Raw genomic sequence first — 17,846 nt, forward strand, 5'->3', positions numbered from 1 at the left:
AACCACGCGGGAGGTCCGGCATGACGCAGCGGGTAGGGATCGGTCTGGGGCTGGCACTGGTGGTGGTGCTGGCGTCCGGCTGCGGCGGGGACGAGGCGCCCGAGGCGGCCGCCACCAGCGCGCCCCCGCCACCACCGGCCTCCGTGGACGCGCCCGCGCCGTCGCCGTCCGCCGCCCCGCCCGCGCCGGCCGGCCCGCCGGATCTGGCCGCGGCGCCGAAGGAGATGGCGAAGGGCCTCGACGTGCCGTGGGGCCTGACGTTCCTGGCCGACGGGTCCGCGTTCGTCGCGGAGCGGGAGACCGCGAAGATCAGGCACATCCCGGCCGGTGGCGGCGCCGCGACCGAGATCTACGAGGTGCCCGGCGTGGAGCCGGCCGGCGAGGGCGGGCTGCTCGGCATCGCGGTCAGCCCGGATTTCGCCACCGACCGCTGGCTCTACGTCTACTTCACGGCCGCGGACGACAACCGGATCGTGCGCGTCAAGGTCGACGCGGACCACAAGGGGGTCGGCGGCGAGCCGGAGGAGTTGTTCACCGGCATCGCGAAGGCGAACATCCACAACGGCGGCCGGATCGTGTTCGGCCCGGACGGGCTGCTCTACGTCGGCACCGGCGACGCGAACGTGAAGCCCCGCGCGCAGGACCCGCGCAGCCCGAACGGCAAGATCCTGCGGCTCACGCCCGATGGCAAGGCCGCGCCCGGCAACCCGACCGAGGGCTCGCCGATATTCTCGCTCGGCCACCGCAACGTGCAGGGCCTCGCCTTCGACCGGGAGGGACGGCTGTGGGCCACCGAGTTCGGGCAGAACCGGCTGGACGAGGTCAACCTGATCGAGGCCGGTAAGAACTACGGCTGGCCGGAGGTGGAGGGCGGCTCCAAGAACGCCGCGTTCGCGAACCCGAAGGTCACCTGGACCACCGCGGAGTCGTCGCCGTCCGGCATGGCGATCGCCGGGGACACGATCTACGTGGCCGCGCTGCGCGGCGAACGGGTGTGGACGATCCCGCTGAACGGCACGGACACCGGCGAGCCGAAGGCGGAGTTCCGCGAGAAGTACGGCCGGATCCGCACGGTCGCGGTCGCGCCGGACGGCGCGCTCTGGGTCAGCACGTCCAACACGGACGGCCGCGGCGACGTCCGTAACGGCGACGACCGTATCCTCCGCTTCCCGGCCTCGTAGGACCGGAACGTACCCCCGGCTGGGCTTTCCGGTCCTGTCCGGTTTTATCCGCAGAATGCGGCGTCGACGGTGCCGATCACGTGCTGGTGCCGCGATTCCTCCTGCGGCGTCGTGGTGAGCGCGACCGCGACCGCTCGCCCGTCCTCCGTGGCGCCGCCGCGCGTCTCGAAGCCGGGGATGTCCCCGCCGTGACCCCAGTAGACGCCGCCGCAGGTCAGCGGCGTGCTCGCCAGCCCGAGACCGTACCGGGCGCCGGGCCACAGGCCTGCCGACGCGTCCACCGTGGTGCGCATCTCGGCCAGCTCGGCCGGGCGGAGCAGCCCGCCGGACAGCAGTGTCCGGAAGAACGCGTTCAGGTCGCGCGGCGTGGCGATCATCTGACCGGCGGCCCAGCCCCAGGACGGATCCATCGCGGTCACGTCCACCCGCTCCGGCCCGTCGTAACCGCGCGGGTGCGGCGTGCGGATCGACTCGTCGCCGACGCCGGGGAAGTACGTCTCGCGCAGCCCGGCGCGGTCGATCACCCGCGTGGTGATCTGCTCGGCCAGCGGGCGCCCGGTCACCCGCTGGATCAGCAGGCCGAGCACGATGTACCCGGTGTTGCTGTACTTCCACGACGTGCCCGGCGCGAAGTCCGGCGCGTGCGCGAACGCGATGTCCAGCAACTCCCGCGGCTCCCGGTAGTGGTGCAGGCCGGTCGTGTACTCCTCGTCCGGGATGAGGTCGGTGTAGTTGGCCAGGCCGCTGGTGTGCTGCAGCAGCTGCCGGACCGTGATGTGCGCGCCGTCCGGCACCAGGCCCGGCAGGTACGTCTCGACCGGCGCGTCCAGCCGGACCGCGCCCTCGCCGACCAGCTGCAGCACGGCCACGGCCGTGAACGTCTTGGTGTTGCTGCCGATCCGGACGTAGCCGTCGACCGGCGGTGTCGCCCCGGTGCGCAGGTCCCCGGCCCCGGCGGTGTAGTCGCGGGTACGCCCGGCACGGTCCCGGACCGCGGCGATCGCGCCCGGGAAGCGGTCCGCCGTGACCAGCGAGTCCAGCCTGCGCTGCACGTCGTTCTTCGTGGCGGCCGCCGCCGGTGCCGGTGCGACCAGCGCGATGCCGCCGAGCAGTGCCAGCGACGCGGCGGTGCGTCCGAGGAGTGCCAGCGACGCGGCGGTGCGTCCGAGGAGTGTCATGCGACCAGCCTCGCCGTGCCGCACCCCGGAATCGATGGTGGTAGTCACCCTCTCCGGGGTAGGGGTTTCCCTACCCGCACATCGCCCGGTCGACGGCCGCGACCACGTGCAGGTGCTGCGCGCGCCCGTCCGGGCCGGCGGTGACCGCGACCTGGACCGCGCGGCCGTCGTCCCGGACGCCGCCGCGCGTCTCGAAGCCGGGCACATCGCCGCCGTGGCCCCAGTAGACGCCGCCGCAGCTCAGCGGCGTGCTGGTCAGGCCGAGGCCGTAGCGGACGCCGGGCCACATCTGGTCGTAGGTGTCCACGGTGGTGCGCATCTCGGCCAGCTCGACCGGGCCGAGCAGGCGGCCCTCGACCAGCAGCGCGCGGAAGAACGTGTTCAGGTCGCGCGGGGTGGCGATCATCTGGCCGGCCGCCCACGCCCACGACGGGTCGGACTCGGTGACGTCGTCGCGCGGATCGTCCTCGTAGCCGCGCGGGTGCGGCGCGCGGATCGACTCGTCCCGGGCGGCCGGGAAGTACGTCTCCCGCAGGCCCAGCGGTGTGATCACCCGGGTGCCGATCTCCTCCGCGACCGGGTGGCCGGTGAGTCGCTCGATCATCAGGCCCAGCACCACGTACCCCGTGTTGCTGTACTGCCAGCCCGCGCCCGGCGGGAACACCTGCCCCTGCGCGAACGCGATCTTGAGCAGCTCCTCCGGCGTGCGGTAGACGTGCCGGCGCTCGTCGAAGTCCTCGTCCTCCATGTGCTCGGTGTAGTTCGGCAGGCCGCTGGTGTGCTGCAGCAGCTGGCGCACGGAGATGTCCTTGCCGCGCGGCACCAGGCCCGGCAGGTAGGTCTGGATCGACCGGTGCAGCTCGACCCGGCCCTCCGCCACCAGCTGGAGCACCACCACCGCGACGAACGACTTGGTGTTGCTACCGATCCGCACGTAGCCGTTGACCGGCGCCGGCGCGCCCGTGGCCAGGTCACCGACGCCCGCGGTGTAGTCCCGCACGCCGCCGTCGCCCGGCTCCTGGACCGCCGCGATCGCGCCGGGGAACCGGTCCGCCGTGACCAGGCCGTTCAGACTCTGCTGAAACGCGTCCATCGGCACGGCCGGCGCGGGGATCTCCGGTCTGGGCTCCGGTCTCGGCTCGGCCACGGTGGGCGCGGCGCCGGCCACCGGGCGCTCCGCGCTCCCGGCCGGCGGCACGGACGCGGTCAGCGAAACGCCGGTGAGCAGCACGATCACCGCTGCGGGGATCCTCGCGCGCACGGTCATCCTGCAAGTGTGTCGTCCCGCGACACATTCTGGGTATGGATCACCACGCCGAATCGTGAACGCCGACCACCGTCGATGCGTTCCTCCGGGCAGGAGACGGGAGATCACGTGCAGACAGTCGACTGGGTGCCGGAGGGCGTGGACCTCGACCGGCCCAACGCGGCCCGCGTGTACGACTACTACCTCGGCGGCGCGCACAACTTCGCGGTCGACCGGCAGCTGGGCGACGAGGCGATCGCGCACTGGCCGGAACTACCGATGATCATGCGGGCCAACCGGGCGTTCCTGCGCCGCGCGGTCCAGTACCTGGCCGGGTCCGGCATCCGCCAGTTCCTCGACCTCGGCTCCGGCATCCCGACCGCCGGCAACGTGCACGAGGTCGCCCGCGCGGTCGACCCGTCCTGCACGGTGGCCTACGTGGACCGGGACCCGATCGCGGTCGCGCACGGCACCGCGCTGCTCAAGGGCGTGCCCGGCGTGGTCGCGATCCAGGCCGACCTGCGCGACCCGGCCGCGGTGCTCGCCCACCCGGACGTGCGCGCCACCATCGACCCGGACCAGCCGCTGGCCGTGCTGATGGTCGCGGTGCTGCACTTCGTGAGCGACGAGGACGACCCGGCCCGCATCGTGGCCGCGTACCGCGACGCGTCCGCGCCCGGCAGCGCACTCGCGATCTGCCACTCCACCCAGGGCGAGCGCGGCGACCGGGCCGCGGAGCACCGGCAGTTCTACACGCGGACCGCCACGCCGATGACCATGCGCTCCCGCGCGCAGGTGGCCGCGCTGCTCGACGGCTACGACCTGGTCGAGCCGGGCCTGGTCTACATGGCGGCGTGGCGGCCGGAGGAGGGTCTGCCGGCCCGGCCCGAGGTGTATCCCGGGCTCGCGGCCGTGGGGCACACATCGCGATAGATTGAGCACATGACGGTCCCTACGGTGACACTTCCGCTGCCCGACGGATCCACCGCCGAGATGCCGATGATCGGCTTCGGCACCTGGCGCACGCGCGGCGACGAGGCCTACACCGCGACCCGCGCCGCGCTCGACGCCGGTTACCGGCACATCGACACCGCCACCATGTACGACAACGAGGCCGAGGTCGGCCGGGCCCTGCGCGACAGCGGCGTCCCGCGCGAGGACGTCTTCATCACCACCAAGCTGCTGTCCGAGGACGCCGGGCGGGAGAAGCAGGCGCTCACCGGCAGCCTGCGCAAGCTCGGCGTGCAGCAGGTCGACCTCTGGCTGATCCACTGGCCGCCGGGCGGCCTGGCCGCGCCCGAGGTCTGGCGGGAGCTGATCGGCGCCCAGGACCACGGGTTCGTCCGGTCCATCGGCGTCAGCAACTACTCGCCGGAGCAGATCGACGAGCTCACCGACGCGACCGGGCGCCCGCCCGTCGTCGACCAGGTCCCGTGGAGCCCGGCCCGGCACGACGCCGCGCTGCTGGCCGACCTCCGGGCCCGCAACGTGGTGGTCGAGGGCTACGGCCCGATCAAGCGCACCCCGATGTCGGCGCCGGCGCTGCTGGAGATCGCGGCGCGCCACGGGAAGACGCCGGCGCAGGTGGTCCTGCGCTGGCACCTGCAGCACCGGATCGTCATCATCCCCAAGTCGGTGCGGCCCGAGCGCATCGCCGAGAACATCGACCTGTTCGGCTTCGCGCTCACCGACGCCGAGATGCAGACGCTGGACAAGCTCTAGATCCCGAGGTACCGCTCGGCCACCCGTCGCCGTCGTTCGTCCCGGAGCCCGGTCAGGTAGGCCCGGGGGCCCGCCCGCAGACCCGCACGGAACGCGTCCCGCAGCGGGGCCGGCGCGTCCGTGAGCGTCCGGGACTCGCGCAGCAGCCGTCGCATCAGGGCGGGGAGCTGCAGCGCCAGCACCGGGTCCGCCATCAGCAGCGCGGTGTAGGCCGCACCGATGCCGGTTCCGTCGCCGGCCAGGCGGTCGCGCACCGCGTCGAGGTCCCGGCCGGAGTCCTGTCGTACCAGCACGGCCGGCTCGTAGGCGATCGTGCCGCCGTGCAGCCTGACCTGCGTGAACGCGAGAATGTCCTCGGCCCGCACGGCCGGCGTCCCGGCGCCCAGCGCCACGTCCCAGCCGCCGATCCGCTCGAGCACGCCGGGGCGGAACACCATGTTGGTCCCGGCGCCCACCGGCGGCATCACGGCCAGCGGGTGCCGCAGGTGCTCCGTGGCCGGTCCGAACCGCGACGGCGCGAAGGACCGCCGGGTCAGCCGCTCCGCCCACAGCTGCGCCTCGGTCTCCAGCGATGCCGGCACGACCGCGCCGGTGATCACGTCCGCGTCCGGGTGGAGCAGGAGCGCGCGGGCTATCTCGGACAGCCAGTACGGATCCGGCACCGCGTCGTCGTCGATCCAGGCCAGGATCTCGCCCGGCGCGGCCCCGACCGCCCGGTTCCGCGCGTGCGACAGACCGGGGCGCGGCTCCCGGACGTGGTCCACGGTCACCCGGCCCGTCGTCGCGGCCGCGCGGGCCGCGTCCTGCACCAGCTCCACGACGTCGGTGGAGGGCTCGGCGCTCTCCACCACCAGGATCCGGAACCGCGGGTACTCCTGGGCCAGCAGGCCGTCCAGGCAGCGCGCCAGCAGGTCCGGCCGGTCGCGGGTGCACACCACCACGGTCAGCTCGGGCGGATTCGCGAGCACCGACACCCGTTCGGACAGATACGGGGGTACGACCCGGGGCACCAGCCCGTCCAGCGGGAGTGGACCGCGGCCGCTCACGCCGGCCGTCTCCAGCCGGCGGCGCACCGCCGCGCCGAGCTGCGCGTCGATCGCGTCCGCGAGCGACTCGGGGGAGAGCCCGCCGTCCGGGATCTCCAGCAGCAGCGTGCCGACCGGCTCGCTGAACACGCGGACCAGCAGCCAGGCGTGGGCGACCCGGCGCCCGTCCACGTCGACCGCGGGGATCCGCGGCAGCGGCTCGTGCAGTTCGATGTCGCGGACCAGCGCGGACCGGGTCAGACGCACCGGGCGCAGGATCCGCCGGATCGCGTGTTCCATGCCGGGGAGGCTCATCGGCGTACCCCGGCGGCGATCTTCCTGCGGTTGTCGGCGACCGACGGCCGGGGCACGGGCTGCCCGGTGGTCAGCTCGATCATGCTGCCCATCGCGGTCGCGGTCATGCCGGCGACCACGGCCCACGACCGGCGCAGCGAACCCGCGCGCATGTTGCGCAGCAGCGCGCCCCGGGACGTGCGCCGGTCGCGGCCGACGATGACCGCGGCCTGACCCTCGGCGAAGCAGCGGTGCAGGAAGAAGCGGAACGTCATGCGCTCCGGCCCGACCGGGTGATGGATGCGCGCGTCCGGCACGAACACCCACCGGCCGCTCTCGCTCATCCGCCGGCACAGCTCGTCCTCGCGGGAGTGCAGGCGGTCGCTGGCCCGGCCGTGGGACTCGGGGAAGCCGCCGACGGCCGCGAACGCCTCGCGGCGCACGGCCATGCTGGAACCCTCGGTCGCGGGCGTGACGCCGGCCGGCAGCGGGCTGTGCGTGGCGCCGACCGCCCACAGGTACTCGTCCGGGAACCAGTCCGGGCGGCGGCCGCTCCAGGCCGGGAGGATCGCGCCGCCGGCGCCGGTCACGGCCGGGTCCGCGAACGGCGCGAGCAGACCGGCCAGCCATCCCTCGTGGGCGCGCACGTCGTCGTCCAGGAACGCGACCAGCGGCGTGATCGCGTGGAACGCGCCGGAGTTGCGGGTGCCGGCCACGCCGCGGCGGAAGCGGTTGGCCAGCACGGTGATGCCGTCCAGCTCGTGCTTGATCTTGTCGAACAGCCGTGCGTTGTGGTCGACCACCACCACGATCTCGGCGGGCGCGGGCGTCTGTGCCTTCGCGGACTCGACGGCCTGGACCAGCGTGGTCCAACGGCGCTCGGTATGGCACGGGATGACCACCGTGACCGGGGAGACGTCGTCGGAGTTCACCGAGGGTGACATGCGGTTCCCTTCAACGGACCAGCGCCGTCGGGGGAGAGCGGCGTGGGTCCTGAACCTAGCCGCTGATCACGAAGAGTCAACCCGGTGGATCCGGGGGCTGGCTTCACGCGAGCCTTATAAGGCGCTTCACCAGGGGTTGTGTTCAGCCCCACCGGCCACGGGAGTCACGGTTTACACCGTTACGGAATGCGGGCGCCCGGGGCCGGACGAGGGCATGTCCGGTGCCGGTGACGACCGCCCCGGAGGGCCTGAAACGTGATTACGCAATGTCATGTTGTGGACTCGGCCACAAATCCTAAAAGTTACTGAGCGTGATCGGCGGGTTGCTGTCCAGCGGCGACCGGCCTGCACATAGGCTGCTTATGTGCAGGTCAAGCCGTGTGTCTGCGGGCATCCGAGAACCGCTCACGAGCACCTCCGCCGTGGGACGGACTGCGCTACCTGCGGACCGGAGAATTGTCCCCGTTTTCGGCGCCCGCGATGGTGGCGACGGCCGTAGTGTTGGCTGTCCGATCATCTGCTCGATAGAAGGGCGGCGTCGTGAAACTCGGCCTGCACATCTCCAACTTCACCTGGCCGGTCACCACCGACGAGCTGGCGCCGACGCTGGCCCGGATCGCCCGGGACGCGGACGAGGCCGGCTTCGACCGGATCAGCGTCATGGACCACGTCTGGCAGATCGCGGTGCACGGCCCGCCGGAGAACGACATGCTCGAGGCGTACACCACGCTGGGCTTCCTGGCCGCGCACACCAGCCGCGCCAAGCTGCTCACGCTGGTCACCGGCGTGGTCTACCGCGAGCCCGGCCTGCTCGCCAAGATCGTCACCACGCTCGACGTGCTCTCCCGGGGCCGCGCCATGCTCGGCGTCGGCGCGGCCTGGAACGAGGACGAGTCGCGCGGCCTGGGCCTGTTCTTCCCGCCGCTCAAGGAACGGTTCGAGCGGCTGGAGGAGTCGCTGCGGATCGTCCGGCAGATGTTCGACGGGCCGGAGGGGAGCTTCGAGGGCAAGCACTACACACTCGGGCGCACGCTCAACAACCCGCGGCCGATCGGCCCGCGCGTGCCGATCCTGATCGGTGGCGGCGGCGAGAAGAAGACGCTGCGGCTCGTCGCGCAGTACGCGGACTCCTGCAACCTGTTCCTCTCCGCGGAGACCGGGCACAAGCTGGAGGTGCTCAAGCAGCACTGCAAGGACGTCGGCCGCGACTACGACGAGATCGAGAAGACCTGCCTCTTCCGGTACGACCTGGGCGAGAACGGCTCCCGCGTCGACGAGACGCTGGAGGGGCTGGCGGCGGCGAGCCGGCTCGGCTTCACGGTCGCGCACGGCGGCGTCAAGAACCTCAGCGACCCGGCGACGCTGGCGCTCTTCCGCGACCGCGTGATCCCCGAGGCCTCGAAGATCTGAGCTGTCGCGGCGGCCCCCGGATATCCAGTCGAATCGATAGGATGCCGTTATGGGCATCGATTCCGTCGATCGACCGGGCGTGGGCCGCCGCGCCGTGCTGACCGCTGCCGCCGCCGTCCCCGCCGTGCTGGCCGTCCCGTCACCTGCCGAGGCTTCGGTCACCGGGCCGGGCAGACCCGTCGTGCCACAGCCGCCGGATGCGGAGTTGCGGCGTGCGCTGCGTGAGGTCTCGCCGGCCCGGATCGAGGCGATCGTCCGGAAGCTCGCGTCGTTCGGCACCCGGCACACGCTCTCCGTGCAGGACGATCCGGCCCGGGGCATCGGCGCGGCCCGCGACTGGATCTTCGAGGAGCTCGGCCGCTACGCCGCGGCCTCCGGCGGCCGGATGACCGTGCGCAAGCAGTCGTACACGCAGGAGCCCGCGAACCGGGTCCCGGTCCCCACCGTCATCACGAACGTGCTGGCCACGCTGCGCGGCGACGAGGAGCCCGACCGCGTCTACCTGGTCTCCGGCCACTACGACTCGCGCGTCACCGACGTCATGGACGCCACCTCCGACGCACCCGGCGCGGACGACGACGCGTCCGGCGTCGCGGTCTCCATGGAGCTGGCCCGCGTGTTCGCCACCCGGCACGTCAAGGCCACGATCATCTTCGCGGCCGTGGCCGGCGAGGAGCAGGGCCTCTACGGCGCCGCGCACCTGGCCGCCCAGCTCAAGGCCGCCGGCACGGATGTGCAGGGCATGTTCACGGACGACATCGTGGGCGCGCCCAACGAGCCCGGCGGCGCACACACGATCCGGCTCTTCGCCGAGGGCGTGCCCAGCTCGGAGACGCCCGCGCAGGCCGCGACCCGGCAGTCCGTCGGCGGGGAGAACGACTCCCCGGCCCGCCAGCTCGCCCGCTTCGCGCTCGGCACCGGGGCGAACAGGGACACCGGCATGGAGATCCGGGTGATCTACCGGCGGGACCGTTACCTGCGCGGCGGTGACCAGATCCCGTTCCTGCAGCAGGGTTACCCGGCGGCGCGCTTCACCGAGCCGCGGGAGGACTTCGCGCACCAGCACCAGGACGTCCGGGTCGAGGGCGGTGTGCAGTACGGCGACCTGCCAGAGTTCTGCGACTTCCCGTTCATCGCGCGGGTGGCCAGGGTGAACGGCGCCGTTCTCTGGTCGCTGGCGCAGGGGCCCGGCACGCCGAAGGGCGCCACCGTCGTCACCTCCAACCTGACCAACGACACCACGCTCCGCTGGCAGCCCGGTGCCGCGCGGTACGAGGTGGTCTGGCGCGAGACCACGGCGCCGGACTGGACACACGCGATCGACGTCGGTGCCGCCACCACCGCGACGGTCACGCTCTCCAAGGACAATGTGTTCTTCGGCGTCCGTGCGGTCGACGCGGCGGGGAAGCGCAGCCCGGTCGCGTTCCCGGTCCCGGGCGCGTGACCCGCGCCTGACGCGCGGCCCGTCGCCGCAAGCGTCCGCCCCCGCAGCCCGGACATCAAGATCGGGGCGTCCCTGATGTCGTGAGGAACGCCCCGATCACCTGAACGTCGGACTAGCGGGTGGCTGAGGCGGGGTCGAGTGCCGCCGAGCCGGAGTCGCCGGAGGACGGCGCCGCGTCGCCGGAGGAGGTCTCGGAGGTCGGCGCCGGGGGACGCCTGCGGGGGACCAGCAGCTTCATCGCAGGCTTCTCGACCAGCGTGAACAGCAGCCAGGCCGCGAACAGGGAGCCGGCCACCGACACGATGATCACGCCCGCGGCCGGCAGCGGGTCCCAGCCCTTGCCGCCGCGGTCCAGCAGCCGCAGCACGTTGCCGATCAGCGCCACGTGCACCAGGTAGAACGCGAACGACACCTCGCCGAGCCAGACCAGCACCGGCCACCGCCACGGCGAGCGGGCGCCGCTCAGGTCCGCCTTCGCGCCGCCGCCGATCAGGACCGTGTAGGCCACGGTGAGCAGCGCCATGTGGTAGCTGCCCGGGATCCAGAGCGAGCACGCCACGTAGATCGCCAGGAAGATCGCGGTCGAGGTCCACAGTCCGGGGCCGAACCAGTGGCGGCGGGTCAGCAGCACGCCGGCCAGCACGCCGGTCCAGAACTCCAGGCTGCGCACCGGCGGGAACATCTGGGTGAACCACCAGTGGTAGTGGTCCGGCACGAACTGGACCAGCGGGAACAGGCCGCCGTCGCCCTCCGGGTTGGAGATCAGCAGGATGAGCAGCGGCAGCGCGATCAGTCCGGCGTAGATCCAGCCGGTCGGGACGCGGCGCAGCGTCGGCAGCACGAACGGCAGGCACAGGTAGAAGAACAACTCGCAGCAGAGCGTCCAGCTGACCGAGTTGACCGTGTAGGCGTAGCCGTCCGCCCAGGGCCAGGTCTGCACCAGGAACAGGTTGGCCAGCACCGGTGTGAGGTCGAGCCGGTCGCCCCAGGCCACCATCACCAGCAGCACGATGAGGAACATGGCCAGGTGGTTCGGGTAGATCTTGGCGAGCCGCCGGCGCCAGAAGCCGAGCTTGGTGTCGCCGGGCCGGGCCGACCAGGCCAGCACGAAGCCGCTCAGCACGAAGAAGAACGAGACGCCGGACGCGCCCAGGCCGAAGATGCTGTCCCAGGCCTTGTGCCAGCGGTCCGGCTGGATCAGGTTCAGCGTGCCGACGTGGAAGCCGAAAACCATGAACGCGGCTACCCAGCGTAGTCCCGTCAATGACGGTAAGCGGGACAGTGGCGCCCGTGCCGTTTCCGCCGCCGGCACCGAGGTCACGCTGGTCATGCCGCACCCGCCATGTCGTGTCGCAGGATCCGGCTCGCGCCGGGCAATCTGCGAGACCTTACACAAAGGGTGAGAATGGAAGATCTTGGGGGCCGATCAATCCGTGGGGCAATATGTCCAGACCTCTCCGTAATCGGAAGGCTGGTCGCGGGCGGCCGTGTCGTCGCAGGAGAGGAAGCCCGCGTCGATGCTGTTCCACGTGGTGAGCGTGCCGGCGACCGGTGTGGAGCCCCCGCCGCAGGTGACCCGGAAGCCCGCCTTGACCACGGAGGTGCCGGAGTAGCCGAGCACCCAGCCCTTCTGTGTCGACCCCTCCAGCATCGTGCGGAGGCTCTCCAGCTCGGAGTCGGGCGACGAGGCCGCGCCGAGGCTCAGGTTGAGGTGCTCGCCGAGCGATCTGGCCAGCGTCGGGATCCAGGTGCGGTCCGTGCCGTCGCCGGTCACCTCCGGCGTGATCGGGCGGTCCACGAGATCCCGCCAGGTGGTGAGGTCGTCGTTCAGGAAGCGCGCGACCACCTGCAACAGCGTGGGCGTCGAGGCCGGCGCGTCCCAGGCGATCGTGCCGGTGTCCGGTGTGCAGGGCGGCGGTGCCGGGGAGGCCGAGGGACCCGGCGCGGGCGATCCGCCGCAGCCGGTGAGGAGCACGGCCGTGAGCAGCGCTGCGCACCTGCCGGGACTTCTCATCCACACAGAATTCCACCTCCCGGGGGTACGGGAGGGAGCATCGACGAGAGTGCATGGGTTCGGCTAGGCTGCCGGGGTCGGCCGGGCGACAGGGCATCCCCAGCGCCGCGGCAATCCGTGCCGTGGCGCGCAGACTGACGGAGGACAGTCATGCGCTGGACCAGCGGCTTGCTGGTGACGACGGCCCTGGCGACCGCGCTCATCGGCGCCCTTGCCGGTTGCGGCACCGCCCCCGGCTCGGCCACACCCGGCGTCGGCGGCTCGGCGCCCGCGCCGGTCGTGCCGAAGAGTGCGAACGTGGCGGAGGCGCTCGACACGGTCAACGCCCAGTTCGCGGCGATCAAGGCGGGTGACTGGGCCACGGCCTGGGACGCGTGGACGGACGCGGCCAAGGACGAGATCGCCAAGGACGTCTACGTGAGGACGAACGAGGCCTGCCCCGCGCTCACCGCGGCCGCGTTCGAGCTGGAGCGCGTCACCCCGATCGACGACACCACGGTCGACGTCGGCTGGCGGCGCGACGGCATCAGCGAGCACGGCACGTCCCGCCTGGTCGGGACCGTCTGGCAGTTCGACCCCGGCACCACGCTGGTGGAGTACGCGGCCGGTGCCGACGCGGCGATCGCGAAGCGCACCGAGGCCGGGGAGTGTAAGTAGCGTCGCGCGGCGGGCCTCACCGCCCGCCGCGCAGCACCCGCAGCACCGCGCCGGGCCGGAAGAGGTCGCCGGCCGGCCGCAGCAGGTGCTGGACCTCCAGCCACAGGCGCCGCACCTCCGGGTCGGTCACCGCGGCCCGGTTCAGCCGGGTGAGATAGGGCGTGAGCAGCGCGCCGCCACGCGGACGCCGGCCCTTCGTCTCCGGGTAGGCCAGGTCGGCGCCGGTCGAGAAACGCCACGGCGTCGCGCTGATCCGGGCGATCTCCGTGTAGAACTCCCGGGCGAAGCCGGCCGGCGCGCCGGGGTGCCCGTCCAGCAGGCGGCCGAGCGCGAGCGCGTGCAGCGCGGCGCAGGCCATGCCCTGCCCGTAGACCGGGTTGAAGCTGCAGAACGCGTCGCCGGCCGTCGCGTACCCCGAGGGCAGTTTGCGCAGTTTGTCGAAATGGCGTCGTCGGCTGGCCGGATATTTGTGCACCGTCACGTCGGTCAGCGGCTCCGCGCGTGCGGTCAGGTCGCCGAGCAGCGGCACCGGCAGCTTCCCCAGGCTGTCCTCATAGGAACCGAGGGAGTTGTGCACGCCCACGACCGAGATGATCCACCGGTCGCCCTCCAGTGGCCAGGCGATGCCGGTCAGCGTCTCGTGCGGCGCGACCGGCGAGATCAGGACCGCCTTGGCGCCGTCGGCGTCGCCGGGCGCGCGGGGGTAGACACGCGTGGCGTACTCCGTGTGGATGCGCACCTCCTCCTGGGCCGGCGCGGGGAAGCCCAGCTCCGCGAGCCAGCGGTCGGAGCGCGTGTTGCGGCCGCTGCAGTCCACGACCAGCTCCGCGGGCAGCCGCTCCCCGCTGTCGAGGCGCACGCCGCCCACGCCGTCGGCGGCGGGCAGCAGACCGGAGACCGCGGCCCCGGAGCGGACGGTCAGGTGCGGCAGCGCGAGGACACGGCGGCGGATCGTGTGCTCCAGCAGCGGGCGGCTGACCGAGAGGATGTCCAGCCCGACCGGGAAGCGCGGCCAGAACCGGCCCTCGCGGTGGACCAGCAGGTCGCCGGCCGAGTCCAGCAGGACCGCCCCGGCCGCGATCAGCTCGTCGCCGAGCCCGGGGAACAGCTCCTCCAGCGCGCGGCGACCGGAGATGAGCAACCCGTGTGCATGCGCTGACTGTGGGGTACCTCTACGGGTGGAGGGCTCATCGGGGAGACGGTCCCGGTCCACGACGGTCACCTCCGCGAAGCGGTCGGCGAGCGCGCGAGCCGCGCACAACCCCGCGATCCCGGCACCGATGACGATCGCGTTCGTTGGTTTGGACACGCTCCGCTCCTTAAACGTCGTCATTCCGTGACCGCTATCCATTATTGAACGTCGATTTTGATCACGAGGTACCGCCTTGACAGACTTCTTGGGACCGTTCTTGAGACGCCGTCGAGATACGACTGGCAGCGTTCCTGTCATGCCACGGAACTCCCTGCACCTGCTGCTGACCTCGGTCGCGGCCGCACTGGTCGTCGCCGGCTCGGCGCTGCTGCTGCCGGCGCTGAGCGGCAACGCCGCCTGGCTCCCGAGCGCGGAGGGCGCGGAGGGCCCGGGAGCGCCCGCGGCCGCGGCCGCGTCAGCCGACCCTGCGGCCGCGTCAGCCGACCCCGCGGTCGAGGCGCGCCGCGCGTGGGAGGCGAAGGGCGAGGGGCTGACCGCGGCGCTCACCGCGTACGCCCAGGGCGGCGCGGAGTTCGCGGTCACGCTGGTCGACAACCGCACCGGGCTCGCGTTCGACTACTTCGGCGACGAGTCGTTCGAGTCCGCCAGCGTCGCCAAGGTGGACATCCTGGCCGCGCTGCTGCTCCGGGCACAGGACGAGAACCGCGATCTGACCGCCCGGGAGCTGGAGCTGGCCACCCGGATGATCGGCGTCAGCGACAACGACGCGGCCACCACGCTCTACGCCGGGCTCGGTCAGGCGGCCGGCCTGACCGCGGCGAACGCGCGGATCGGCCTGTCCGGCACCGTGCCGGTGGACGACAGCTGGGGCCTGACCACCACCACACCGAACGACCAGGCCAGGCTGGTCGGCACGCTGCTCGGCGGCGACCTGTTCACCGGCTACTCGCGCGAGACCGCGACCGGCCTGATGACCTCGATCGACGAGAACCAGGACTGGGGCATCAGCGCGGCCGCGGCCGAGGGCGAGCGGACCGCGCTGAAGAACGGCTGGCTGAGCCGCGACACCGAGGACGGCGAGTGGATCGTCAACAGCGTCGGCCGCATCACCGGCGACGAGGCCGACCTGGTCCTGGTCGTGCTCTCGCACGGCAACGAGGGCTACCGGACCGGCGTCGACCATGTGGAGAAGGTCGCCACGATGACCAGGGAGCAGTTGGGCGTCTAGGCGGTACGCTGGACGCACTTGTGTGCGGATGACGAACACCTGATTCTCGGGAGGGTCTCATGGCCGAGGCGTACATCGTCGGTGGCGTACGAACCCCGATCGGCCGCTACGCCGGCGCGCTGGCCCCGGTCCGCCCGGACGACCTGGCCGCCCACGTCATCCGCGCGCTGCTGGCCCGCTTCGGCTCCGTCGACCCCGAGGCGCTCGACGACGTCGTCCTCGGCTGCGCCAACCAGGCCGGCGAGGACAACCGCAACGTCGCCCGGATGGGCGCGCTGCTCGCCGGGCTCCCCGTCGACGTGCCCGGCACCACCGTCAACCGGCTGTGCGGCTCCGGCCTGGACGCCGTCTCCTACGCGGCCCGCGCGATCCGCGCCGGCGAGGCGGACCTGCTGGTCGCCGGCGGCGTGGAGAGCATGAGCCGGGCGCCGTTCGTGCTGCCCAAGGCCGCTTCCGCGTTCTCCCGGTCGGCCGAGATCGCGGACACCACGCTCGGCTGGCGGCTGGTCAACCCGCTGATGGAGAAGCAGTACGGCATCGACTCGATGGGCGAGACCGCGGAGAACGTCGCCGCTGACCACGGCATCTCCCGCGAGGACCAGGACGCGTTCGCGCTCCGCTCCCAGCAGCGCGCGGCCGAGGCCCAGGCGAGCGGGCGGCTGGACCGGGAGATCGTTCCCGTCACGGTGCCGGTCCGGCGCGGCGAGCCGATCGTGGTCGCCACGGACGAGCACCCGCGCGAGACCGGCCTCGACCGGCTGGCGAAGCTGCCCACGCCGTTCCGGGCCGGTGGCACGGTCACCGCGGGCAACGCGGCCGGCGTCAACGACGGCGCGGCCGCGCTGCTCGTCGCCAGCGGTGACGCGGTCGCCCGTTACGGACTGACGCCGCTGGCCCGGGTGACCGGGGCCGCCACCGCGGGCGTACCCCCTCGGGTCATGGGCCTCGGTCCTGTCCCCGCGACCCGGAAACTGCTGGCACGGGCCGGTCTCACCGTCGCCGACCTCGACCTGATCGAGCTGAACGAGGCGTTCGCCGCGCAGGCGCTCGCGGTGCTGCGCGCGCTCGGCCTCCCCGACGACGCGCCCCACGTCAACCCGCACGGCGGCGCCATCGCGCTCGGCCACCCGCTCGGCATGAGCGGCGCGCGCCTCGCCCTGACGCTGGCCCTGGAGCTGGCCGACCGCGACGCCTCCCGCGCGCTGGCCACCATGTGCATCGGCGTCGGTCAGGGCATCAGCCTGCTCCTGGAGAAGCCCTAGCGGCGCCGCCCTCTGGTGATCCAGGCGTCATCGAAGTCGTTGGAACGACGTGAGTGACGCCTGGATCATGGTCGTGGTGCGGAAACACCAGATCATTTCCCGCTTCCGGCGTGGTGCGGCAGCGTTGCTCCCGCGGGCAAACCTCCGATGATCGGAAGACTCCGCCGGCGCTCCGCTTCCGACCGTCGGTCGGAGCCGGTTCCGCGGTGCTCCCGGGAACCCGGGCGCGGGACGCGTCGCGATCGGACCGTGCGGGGTCGCGATCGGACCGTGCGGGGTCGCGATCAGACCGCGCGGAGGGCGGGGGAGGAGCCGGTGACGCGGAGGTCGGACTCGATGCGGGCGGCCGCGGCCAGCAGCGGGGGGAGCAGGTCGCGGCGGAGCGCGTCGGTGGAGGTGCGGCTGGCGTGGACGGAGACGTTCACGGCCGCGACCACGCCGCCGTGGCGGTCGCGGACCGGCACGGCCATCGAGCGCAGGCCCTCCTCCAGCTCCTGGTCGACGATCGCGTAGCCCTGCGCCTGCACCCGGGCCAGCTCCGCCCGCAGCCGCGCCGCGTCCGTGATCGTGCGGGAGGTCAGCCGCCGCAGCTCCACGCGCGCGAGGTAGTCGTCCAGCACCCCGGCCGGGACCGCGGCCAGCAGCACCCGGCCCATCGACGTGACGTAGGCGGGGAAGCGCGTGCCCACGTTGATCGACACGGTCATGATCCGGCTGGTGGGGACGCGGGCCACGTAGACCACGTCGTCGCCGTCCAGCACGGACACGGACGAGGACTCGTGCACCTCCGCGGCCAGCCGTTCCAGGTGCGGCTCGGCGACCTCGGGGAGCGAGATGCTGGACAGGTACGCATATCCCAGCTCGAGCACACGCGGGCTGAGCCGGAACAGCCGCCCGTCCGTGTGCACGTAGCCGAGGTCGGTCAGCGTCAGCAGGAACCGGCGCGCGGCCGCCCGGGTCAGGTCGCAGATGCGCGCGACCTCACTGAGCGTCAGCTCCGGGTGGGCGGCGTCGAACGCCCGGATCACCGCCAGGCCGCGTTCCAGCGACTGGACGAAGTGGCCCTCCCGAGCAGTGTCAGTCACGCT

16 protein-coding genes are annotated in these 17,846 nt (G+C 72.6%); 8 read left to right on the forward strand and 8 right to left on the reverse strand.

Going from position 1 to position 17,846, the window contains the following annotated elements:
- The first annotated feature begins 20 nt into the window (after window positions 1-20).
- Window positions 21-1,181: a PQQ-dependent sugar dehydrogenase gene (locus OP04_RS26120; RefSeq protein WP_033342484.1), complete on the forward strand. Its 1,161-nt coding sequence runs from the start codon at window positions 21-23 to the stop codon at window positions 1,179-1,181.
- A gap of 44 nt (window positions 1,182-1,225) precedes the next feature.
- Here OP04_RS26120 and OP04_RS26125 read toward each other — a convergent pair whose 3' ends face one another.
- Window positions 1,226-2,359, reverse strand: a complete 1,134-nt coding sequence (locus OP04_RS26125) for a serine hydrolase domain-containing protein (RefSeq protein ID WP_033342485.1) — start codon at window positions 2,357-2,359, stop codon at window positions 1,226-1,228.
- Window positions 2,360-2,429: 70 nt separating this feature from the next.
- On the reverse strand, window positions 2,430-3,626 hold the full coding sequence (locus tag OP04_RS26130) for a serine hydrolase domain-containing protein (RefSeq protein WP_085066776.1): 1,197 nt from the start codon (window positions 3,624-3,626) through the stop codon (window positions 2,430-2,432).
- A 108-nt stretch (window positions 3,627-3,734) separates the two neighbouring features.
- Here OP04_RS26130 and OP04_RS26135 point away from each other — a divergent pair, with 108 nt between their 5' ends.
- Both OP04_RS26135 and OP04_RS26140 read left to right on the forward strand, forming a co-directional pair.
- Window positions 3,735-4,538: an SAM-dependent methyltransferase gene (locus OP04_RS26135; protein WP_033342486.1), complete on the forward strand. Its 804-nt coding sequence runs from the start codon at window positions 3,735-3,737 to the stop codon at window positions 4,536-4,538.
- Window positions 4,539-4,547: 9 nt separating this feature from the next.
- A complete protein-coding gene (locus OP04_RS26140; RefSeq protein ID WP_033342487.1) occupies window positions 4,548-5,327 on the forward strand; it encodes an aldo/keto reductase in 780 nt (259 codons plus the stop codon).
- Here OP04_RS26140 and OP04_RS26145 read toward each other — a convergent pair.
- Together OP04_RS26145 and OP04_RS26150 are read right to left on the reverse strand one after the other, a co-directional pair.
- Window positions 5,324-6,652 carry a glycosyltransferase family 2 protein gene (locus OP04_RS26145; protein ID WP_051799031.1) on the reverse strand — a complete coding sequence of 443 codons (1,329 nt, stop codon included), beginning with the start codon at window positions 6,650-6,652 and terminating at the stop codon, window positions 5,324-5,326. The two genes, OP04_RS26140 and OP04_RS26145, sit on opposite strands and share 4 nt — an antisense overlap.
- 11 nt (window positions 6,653-6,663) lie before the next feature.
- Window positions 6,664-7,590 (reverse strand): glycosyltransferase family 2 protein, encoded by a 927-nt coding sequence (locus OP04_RS26150; RefSeq protein ID WP_085066778.1) that lies wholly within the window; start codon window positions 7,588-7,590, stop codon window positions 6,664-6,666.
- A gap of 540 nt (window positions 7,591-8,130) precedes the next feature.
- Here OP04_RS26150 and OP04_RS26155 point away from each other — a divergent pair.
- Window positions 8,131-9,000, forward strand: a complete 870-nt coding sequence (locus tag OP04_RS26155) for an LLM class F420-dependent oxidoreductase (RefSeq protein WP_033342488.1) — start codon at window positions 8,131-8,133, stop codon at window positions 8,998-9,000.
- Between the two features lie 49 nt (window positions 9,001-9,049).
- Window positions 9,050-10,444, forward strand: a complete 1,395-nt coding sequence (locus OP04_RS26160; protein WP_051799034.1) for a M20/M25/M40 family metallo-hydrolase — start codon at window positions 9,050-9,052, stop codon at window positions 10,442-10,444.
- Between the two features lie 112 nt (window positions 10,445-10,556).
- On the opposite strand, the gene OP04_RS26165 is transcribed toward OP04_RS26160, so the two are convergent.
- Together OP04_RS26165 and OP04_RS26170 are read right to left on the reverse strand one after the other, a co-directional pair.
- Window positions 10,557-11,678, reverse strand: coding sequence for an acyltransferase family protein (locus tag OP04_RS26165; protein WP_051799037.1), 1,122 nt, complete (start codon window positions 11,676-11,678; stop codon window positions 10,557-10,559).
- Between the two features lie 192 nt (window positions 11,679-11,870).
- Window positions 11,871-12,458: a hypothetical protein gene (locus OP04_RS26170; protein WP_157240350.1), complete on the reverse strand. Its 588-nt coding sequence runs from the start codon at window positions 12,456-12,458 to the stop codon at window positions 11,871-11,873.
- 150 nt (window positions 12,459-12,608) lie between these two features.
- Between OP04_RS26170 and OP04_RS26175 the strand changes: the two genes are divergently transcribed.
- Window positions 12,609-13,115 (forward strand): hypothetical protein, encoded by a 507-nt coding sequence (locus OP04_RS26175; protein WP_033342490.1) that lies wholly within the window; start codon window positions 12,609-12,611, stop codon window positions 13,113-13,115.
- 16 nt (window positions 13,116-13,131) lie between these two features.
- Here OP04_RS26175 and OP04_RS26180 read toward each other — a convergent pair whose 3' ends face one another.
- Complete coding sequence (locus OP04_RS26180) at window positions 13,132-14,424, reverse strand: FAD-dependent oxidoreductase (protein ID WP_033342597.1); 1,293 nt, start codon at window positions 14,422-14,424, stop codon at window positions 13,132-13,134.
- Window positions 14,425-14,563: 139 nt separating this feature from the next.
- On the opposite strand from OP04_RS26180, the gene OP04_RS26185 reads away from it, so the two are divergent.
- The gene (locus tag OP04_RS26185; RefSeq protein ID WP_051799041.1) at window positions 14,564-15,496 is read left to right on the forward strand and encodes a serine hydrolase; all 933 of its coding nucleotides are present in this window, start codon (window positions 14,564-14,566) and stop codon (window positions 15,494-15,496) included.
- Between the two features lie 59 nt (window positions 15,497-15,555).
- Window positions 15,556-16,758, forward strand: a complete 1,203-nt coding sequence (pcaF, locus tag OP04_RS26190) for a 3-oxoadipyl-CoA thiolase (protein WP_033342491.1) — start codon at window positions 15,556-15,558, stop codon at window positions 16,756-16,758.
- Between the two features lie 284 nt (window positions 16,759-17,042).
- Here pcaF and OP04_RS26195 read toward each other — a convergent pair whose 3' ends face one another.
- On the reverse strand, window positions 17,043-17,843 hold the full coding sequence (locus tag OP04_RS26195; protein WP_033342492.1) for an IclR family transcriptional regulator domain-containing protein: 801 nt from the start codon (window positions 17,841-17,843) through the stop codon (window positions 17,043-17,045).
- Window positions 17,844-17,846 lie beyond the last annotated feature (3 nt).

This window comes from Catenuloplanes japonicus (assembly GCF_000717135.1).
Lineage (GTDB): Bacteria > Actinomycetota > Actinomycetes > Mycobacteriales > Micromonosporaceae > Catenuloplanes > Catenuloplanes japonicus.